General features: G+C 67.2%; 7 protein-coding genes. 2 read left to right on the top strand and 5 right to left on the bottom strand.

Going from position 1 to position 6,267, the window contains the following annotated elements:
* Positions 1-88 precede the first annotated feature (88 nt).
* Positions 89-511, bottom strand: a complete 423-nt coding sequence (gene ndk, locus JWQ89_RS16625; protein ID WP_299642768.1) for a nucleoside-diphosphate kinase — start codon at positions 509-511, stop codon at positions 89-91.
* 294 nt (positions 512-805) lie between these two features.
* Entirely contained in the window at positions 806-1,207 is a 402-nt protein-coding gene (locus JWQ89_RS16620) for a hypothetical protein (protein ID WP_299642767.1), read from the bottom strand.
* A gap of 98 nt (positions 1,208-1,305) precedes the next feature.
* Here JWQ89_RS16620 and JWQ89_RS16615 point away from each other — a divergent pair, with 98 nt between their 5' ends.
* Positions 1,306-3,198 (top strand): ATP-binding cassette domain-containing protein, encoded by a 1,893-nt coding sequence (locus JWQ89_RS16615; RefSeq protein ID WP_299642766.1) that lies wholly within the window; start codon positions 1,306-1,308, stop codon positions 3,196-3,198.
* Positions 3,195-3,626, top strand: a complete 432-nt coding sequence (locus tag JWQ89_RS16610) for a cupin domain-containing protein (RefSeq protein WP_299642765.1) — start codon at positions 3,195-3,197, stop codon at positions 3,624-3,626. Before JWQ89_RS16615 ends, JWQ89_RS16610 begins: the two co-directional genes overlap by 4 nt.
* A gap of 140 nt (positions 3,627-3,766) precedes the next feature.
* Here JWQ89_RS16610 and JWQ89_RS16605 read toward each other — a convergent pair whose 3' ends face one another.
* The 3 genes from JWQ89_RS16605 to JWQ89_RS16595 are packed head-to-tail and all read right to left on the bottom strand — an operon-like array spanning position 3,767 to position 6,257.
* Complete coding sequence (locus tag JWQ89_RS16605; protein ID WP_299642764.1) at positions 3,767-4,213, bottom strand: DNA polymerase III subunit chi; 447 nt, start codon at positions 4,211-4,213, stop codon at positions 3,767-3,769.
* On the bottom strand, positions 4,210-4,779 hold the full coding sequence (locus tag JWQ89_RS16600) for a hypothetical protein (RefSeq protein WP_299642763.1): 570 nt from the start codon (positions 4,777-4,779) through the stop codon (positions 4,210-4,212). The genes JWQ89_RS16605 and JWQ89_RS16600 overlap by 4 nt, the downstream gene beginning before the upstream one ends.
* Positions 4,776-6,257, bottom strand: coding sequence for a leucyl aminopeptidase (locus tag JWQ89_RS16595; RefSeq protein WP_299642769.1), 1,482 nt, complete (start codon positions 6,255-6,257; stop codon positions 4,776-4,778). Before JWQ89_RS16595 ends, JWQ89_RS16600 begins: the two co-directional genes overlap by 4 nt.
* Positions 6,258-6,267: the final 10 nt, after the last annotated feature.

The raw sequence follows: 6,267 nt of genomic DNA, 5'->3' as shown, positions 1-6,267 counted from the left end.
TCGCGGGGATGACATCGTGGTTGCGGGGCTAGCAAAACAAAAGGGCCGCCCGGAGGCGGCCCTCGGAAATTCGTGGATCCGGCTGGGATCAGCCGACGATCTCGTCGTCGGAAAAGAAGAACTTGATCTCTTCCTTTGCCGTCTCGGGAGCGTCCGAGCCGTGCACCGAGTTCTCGCCGACCGAAACGGCGTATTCCTTGCGGATGGTGCCCTCGGCGGCGTTGGCCGGGTTGGTGGCGCCCATCACTTCGCGGTTCTTGAGGATGGCGTTCTCGCCTTCCAGCACCTGGACGACGACGGGGCCGGAGAGCATCGACTCGACCAGCTCGCCGAAGAACGGGCGTTCCTTGTGCACGGCGTAGAAACCCTCGGCCTGGGCGCGGGTCATCTTGATCTTCTTGAGCGCAACCGGGCGCAGCCCCGCGTCCTCGAACTTGGTCAGGATCTTGCCGATCAGGTTGCGACGGACTGCGTCGGGCTTGATGATGGAGAAAGTGCGCTCGATGGCCATGCTTTGTCCTAAGGTTTTCGGGCTTGGAAAGGTCGCGCCTTGTATCCAAGGGTTTTGACGGGCGCAAGACGGGGATGGGCGGGTTTGGCTGCGTTCTGGCGCCGGTGCGTGTGGACCCCCACCCCTGTCCCTTCTCAGCAGGGGGGACGGGGACCAGAACACTGGCGCCGGTTCGCGCTGCCCCCCACCCCTGTCCCCTCCCCCTAAGAATGGGGAGGGAGACCAAAATGCTGACGCCCGGGGGAGGGGACAGGGGTGGGGGTTGGCGGGGCGCCGGTTCGAGGTTGGACGCCCCTACTCCCGCGGCACCGGCGGCGCGCAGTCCGGGCTGTTCGGGGCGATGTCGACATTGCCGGTGGCCTGGACTTCGCCGCCGGGGCTGACGAGTTGCACGTCTAGGGCGGTGACATCGGCGGGCACCGCTACCGCGCCGGAGTGTTCGACAGTTACGGCCTGCATGGTGCAGACTTCGGCGGTCGAGACGATCGGGACGGTCGCTGTGGCGGTGGCGTTATCGCGGAGGTCGGCGCTGGCGTCGCCGGTCTGTTCGCAGGAGCCGCCCTCGTAGCTGAAGCTCAGCGAGACCAGTTCGGAATCGAGCCGGCAGGCCTTGAGGTCGGTGAGCGGGGCGAGGTCCTGCGCCATGGCGGCGCCCGTGAACACGCACAGGGCGAGAGCGGCGTGAATCTGGCGCATTGGACTTCTCCGGTTTCTCGGTCTATTTGCACGGGTTCGAAAAGACCCCCATTTGATCCTAACGCATCCCGCGCCGTTGCGGATGCATCGGCTGCGCCATGTTGACCATTACAGATCTTAGCTACCGCATTCAGGGCCGGCCCCTGTTCGAGGGCGCCTCGCTCGTGTTGCCCGACGGGTCCAAGACCGGATTCGTCGGCAAGAACGGCACGGGCAAGACGACGCTATTCCAGCTGATCCTGGGGCAGCTCGCCCCCGAGGGCGGCTCCATTGAGGTCAACAAGCGGGCCCGCATCGGCGCGGTGGCGCAGGAGGCGGTGGCGAGCGATATCAGCGTGCTCGACGTGGTGCTGTCGGCCGACAAGGAGCGCACGGCGCTCTTGGCGGAGGCGGAGACGGCGCATGATCCGCACCGGATCGGGGACATCCATACGCGGCTGGCGGAGATCGACGCTCATACGGCGGAGGCGCGGGCTTCGACCATTTTGAAGGGCCTGGGCTTCGAGAAGGACCGGCAGCTCGGGCCGACCTCGGAGCTGTCGGGCGGCTGGCGCATGCGCGTGTCGCTGGCGGGGGTGCTGTTCAGCCAGCCCGACCTGCTGCTGCTCGACGAGCCGACCAACTATCTCGACCTCGAAGGCACTCTGTGGCTCGAGAAGTATCTCGCCACCTACCCCTATACCGTGTTCATGATCAGCCACGACCGTGACCTGCTCAACAAGGCGGTGAACTCGATCGCGCATCTCGAGCACCGGAAACTGACCTTCTACAAGGGCAATTACGACACGTTCGAAGAGACGCGCCGGATGCAGATGGAGCTCAACAACAAGAGCCGCGAGAAGACGCTGGACCAGATCGCGCACCTGCAGAAGTTCGTCGACCGCTTCAAGGCCAAGGCGACCAAGGCCAAGCAGGCGCAGGCGCGGGTGAAGATGATCGCCAAGCTGAAGCCGCCAGCGGCGATGTTCGACGAGAGCTCGGCGCCGTTCAATTTCCCCGACCCGAAGAAGATCCCGGCTTCGCCGATGATGACCTTCGACAATGTGTCGGTGGGCTATGGCGACAAGGTCGTGCTCCGTCACATCACCAACCGGATCGATCCGGATGACCGGATCGCGCTGATCGGCGTCAACGGCAACGGCAAGTCGACATTCGCGAAGCTCCTCTCCGGCGACCTGAAGCCGATGGGCGGCGAGATGCGGAAGGGCAAGGGGCTGGAGATCGCGTATTTCGCGCAGCACCAGCTCGACAAGCTGAAGCCGGAGCAGACGCCGTTCGAGCATGTGGTCGATCTGATGCCCTATGACAGCGAGGCGAAGCGCCGGTCGCGCGTGGCGCAGATGGGGCTCACCACCTCGCGCATGGACACCAAGGTGAAGAACCTCTCGGGCGGCGAGCGGGCGCGGCTGCTGCTCGGGCTCATCACCTTCGGCGGGCCGGGGATGCTGATCCTCGACGAGCCGACCAACCATCTCGATATCGACAGCCGCGACGCGCTGGTGGCGGCGCTGAACGACTATTCGGGCGCGGTGCTGATCATCAGCCACGACCGCCACCTGATCGACGCGACGGTCGACAAGCTGTGGATCGCGCAGAACGGTACGATCGAGGAATTCGACGAAGATCTCGATACTTACCAGAAGCTTCTCACCGCCAACGGCAACGGCAAGGGGAAGAAGGGCGCGGTGGCAGTCGCGCCGGTGGTCGAGGACCGGAAGGCCGTTCGGCAAGACGCGGCGGCAAAGCGGGCGGAAGTCGCGCCGCTGCGCAAGTCGATCAAGGACCTCGAGCAGAAGCTCGGGCGGCTGAAGATGGAGCTGGCGCGGGTGGACGGTTTCCTCGCCGACCCCAAGACTTATGACGGGGCGCCGCAGCGGGTGATCCTGCTGGGCAAGGACAAGGCGCGGTTCGAGGGCGAGATTGCGAAGATCGAGGAGACCTGGCTGGCGCTGAGCGAGGAGCTCGAGCTGGCGGAGAGGGCGCAGGCATGACCGAGATGACGGCCACCGAGGTGATCAGCCTGCTCGGGCTCGAGCCGCATGTCGAGGGCGGGTTCTATCGGCAGACGTTTGCGGATGTCCTCGACGCGACGGGGCGGCCGCGCTCGACGCTGATCTACTATCTGCTCACCAACCGGCAGGCCGGGGCGTGGCACCGGGTGGATTCGGTCGAGGTGTGGCACTGGTATGCCGGGGCGCCGATGACGATCGGCATTTCGCGCGACGGAAAGGCGGTCAGCGAGCACCGGCTCGGCAACGACCTCGTTGCCGGCGAGCGGCCGCAGGTGGTGATCCCGGGGGATGCGTGGCAGCAGGCGACGTGTCTGGGAGATTGGTCACTGGTGGGGTGCACGGTGGCGCCGGGGTTCCAGTTTTCGAAGTTCGAGCAGGCGGCGGAGGGGTGGGCGCCGGGGATGTAGGCTTGGGGTTCCGATTCGCCCTTCGCTTCCGCTCAGGTCGGCGATGCTTCGCATCCCATTCCCCTCATCCGCCCTTCGGGCACTTCTCCCACAAGGGGAGAAGGCCTTGACTGAGCGATCGGGGCACATGCCCATGCCCCCTACCCCTTCTTCGCCCAGCGCCCGTTCGTGTCCTGCTGCCAGTACGTCACCTCGTTCCCATCCCGCAGGGCTTTCCAGGCGGCGCGGGCTTCGGTGACGGCGTCGGGGTCGTGGCCGGAGAACATGAAGACCAGGCGCTGGTAGCCCTCGCCGGTTTGCGGGACCGCGCGATCGACGAAGAAGCGGACTTCGGCCTGGTTGGGGTTGTGGGGTCGGGTGGTGATCAGGATGCGCTGCAGGTGGTCGGCATCGCCGCCGGCGAGGGCGTGCGGCAGGAAGCTGTCGTCGCGATAGGTCCAGAGGAGGTTGTCGAGCGCTTCGGCGCGCTCGGGACTGCTGGTTTCCACCACGACGTTCCAGCCGCGCTCGAGGGATTTTTCGAGCAGCACCGGGATCACCCGTTCGAGCGGCTGGCTTTCGAGATGGTAGAACAGGATCTCGGTCATTGCGCCTCGGAGGCCTCGTCCTGGGGCGCCACGGCGCCGTTGCGCATGGCGAGCGCGAGCAGGGTATCGGCGAGGAGCTTCGCGGGGCGGTCCATGCCGCGAACCGGGATGTTGGCGATGCCCGCGGCGGGGTGGCGAAAGCCGGCGGTGCCGGCGCGGTAGGGACTGAGGCGGGTTTCGAGCGGGAAGCGGAGGGCCAGCAGCACGCCGCCACCGCCGGGCGCGGGCGCCGCCTCGACCACGTCGCTCCAGGCGATCGGGGTATCGGTGATGCGGCGGTCGAAGACGCCCCGTTCGTCGATGGCGAGAACCGGACGCGGCAGCCTCAGGTCGGCGACGATGACGCTCGCGACGACGAGAAAGAACACTGCCACCGCGGCAGTGGGCATGGCGAGGAGCGCGATCTCGATGCTCGGGGACATGCCGAGGAGGCCGAGGAGGCTCAGGACGAGCAGCACCGCCGGCAGCAGCGCGATGAGGCCGACCAGCAGCGCCAGCGCGGCGAACAGCGGCAGCCACACGAGCGAGGGATTGGCGGTCAGCGGCAGCTCGGGCAGGTCGGTCATTTGCCCTCGTAGTTGTCTCGCACCAGCCGGTCGAGCAGCGTGACGCCGAAGCCGGAGGCCCAGGCGGTGTTGGTCTCGGAGGTCGGGGAGGCCAGCGCCACGGCGGCGATATCGAGATGGGCCCACGGCACGTCGTTGACGAAGCGCTGCAGGAACTGCGCGGCGGTGATCGAGCCGGCCGGGCGGCCGCCCGAGTTCTTGATGTCGGCGAAGCGGCTCTCGATCAGCTTGTCGTAGGCCTGGCCCATCGGCAGGCGCCATAGCTTTTCGCCGGTAGCGAGGCCGGCGGCGATGAGCCTGCCGGAGAGCTCGTCGTTGTTGGAGAACAGCCCGCCATGGTCGTTGCCCAGTGCCACGCCGATGGCGCCGGTGAGGGTCGCGAGGTTGATCATGAACTGGGGCTTGAAGCGGTCCTGGGTGTACCAGAGCGCGTCGGCCAGGACGAGCCGGCCCTCCGCGTCGGTGTTGACGATCTCGATGGTGGTGCCCGACATGGCCTTGAGGATGTCGCCCGGACGCATGGCGCTGCCCGAGGGCATGTTCTCGACCAGCCCGATGACGCCGATGGCGTTGACCCGGGCCTTGCGGGTGGCGAGGGCCTGCATCAGGCCGGTGACGGCGGCGGCGCCGCCCATGTCGCCCTTCATGTCCTCCATGCCGAGGCCGGGCTTCAGCGAGATGCCGCCGGAATCGAACACCACGCCCTTGCCGATGAAGGCGATGGGGGCCTCCTTCGCCTTGCCGCCGTTCCACTGCATGATGACCAGGCGCGGCGGGCGGTCCGAGCCCTGCGCTACCGCGAGCAGGGCGTTCATGCCGAGCTTTCGCATCGCGGCCTCGTCGAGCTGTTCGACGGTGACGCCCAGTTCGGTGAGCTTTTGCGCCTCGGCGGCGAATTCGAGCGTCCCCAGCACATTGGGCGGCTGGTGGACGAGATCGCGGGCGAGGAGCGTGCCGTCGACGGTTGCCTGCCGGTCCGCGATGGCCTTGTCGAGAGCCGACTTGCCGTCGACGTGCAGCGTCACCGTGAGGGAGGTGTGGCCGTTCTCGTCGGGCTTGGTCGATTTGTAGCGGTCGAAGCGGTAGTGGCGGAGGCGCAGGCCGGCGGCGAGTTCGGCCACCTGAGCGGGGGTGGCCTCGTCGTCGAGGAGGACCGCGGCCCTCGCGGCCTTGAGATTCATCAGCTTGCCCGCAAGCGAGCCGCCGCGATCGGTCCAGGCGGAGAGGCCGCCGCCCTGCCCCGTCTTGCCGCTGCCCAGCACCAGCAACCGCTCGGCCGCGACCCCGGCGGGGGCGAGGAGATCGATCAGTTGGCCCTGCTTGCCCTTGAAGCTCGCGGCGGTGGCGACCTTGTCCCAGTCGAGCCCGGTGGCCTTCCAGACCTCGGCCGCGCGGCCGGCGGGCATGCTGTCCTCTGCCACGTAGACGACCAGCGTGCCCGTCGCCTTGAGCGGCAGGGCTGCGGTCTTGATCTCGATCCGGTGCGGC

It is taken from the genome of Devosia sp., assembly GCF_028290645.1.
GTDB lineage: Bacteria > Pseudomonadota > Alphaproteobacteria > Rhizobiales > Devosiaceae > Devosia_A.
This window is presented reverse-complemented; position numbering and strand designations above follow the sequence as displayed.

Coding starts and splice junctions, on each gene's coding strand:
- JWQ89_RS16615 (WP_299642766.1), top strand. CDS start 1,306: ATGTTGACCATTACAGATCTTAGCTACCGCATTCAGGGCCGGCCCCTG.
- JWQ89_RS16605 (WP_299642764.1), bottom strand. CDS start 4,213: ATGACCGAGATCCTGTTCTACCATCTCGAAAGCCAGCCGCTCGAACGG.
- JWQ89_RS16610 (WP_299642765.1), top strand. CDS start 3,195: ATGACCGAGATGACGGCCACCGAGGTGATCAGCCTGCTCGGGCTCGAG.
- JWQ89_RS16600 (WP_299642763.1), bottom strand. CDS start 4,779: ATGACCGACCTGCCCGAGCTGCCGCTGACCGCCAATCCCTCGCTCGTG.
- ndk (WP_299642768.1), bottom strand. CDS start 511: ATGGCCATCGAGCGCACTTTCTCCATCATCAAGCCCGACGCAGTCCGT.
- JWQ89_RS16620 (WP_299642767.1), bottom strand. CDS start 1,207: ATGCGCCAGATTCACGCCGCTCTCGCCCTGTGCGTGTTCACGGGCGCC.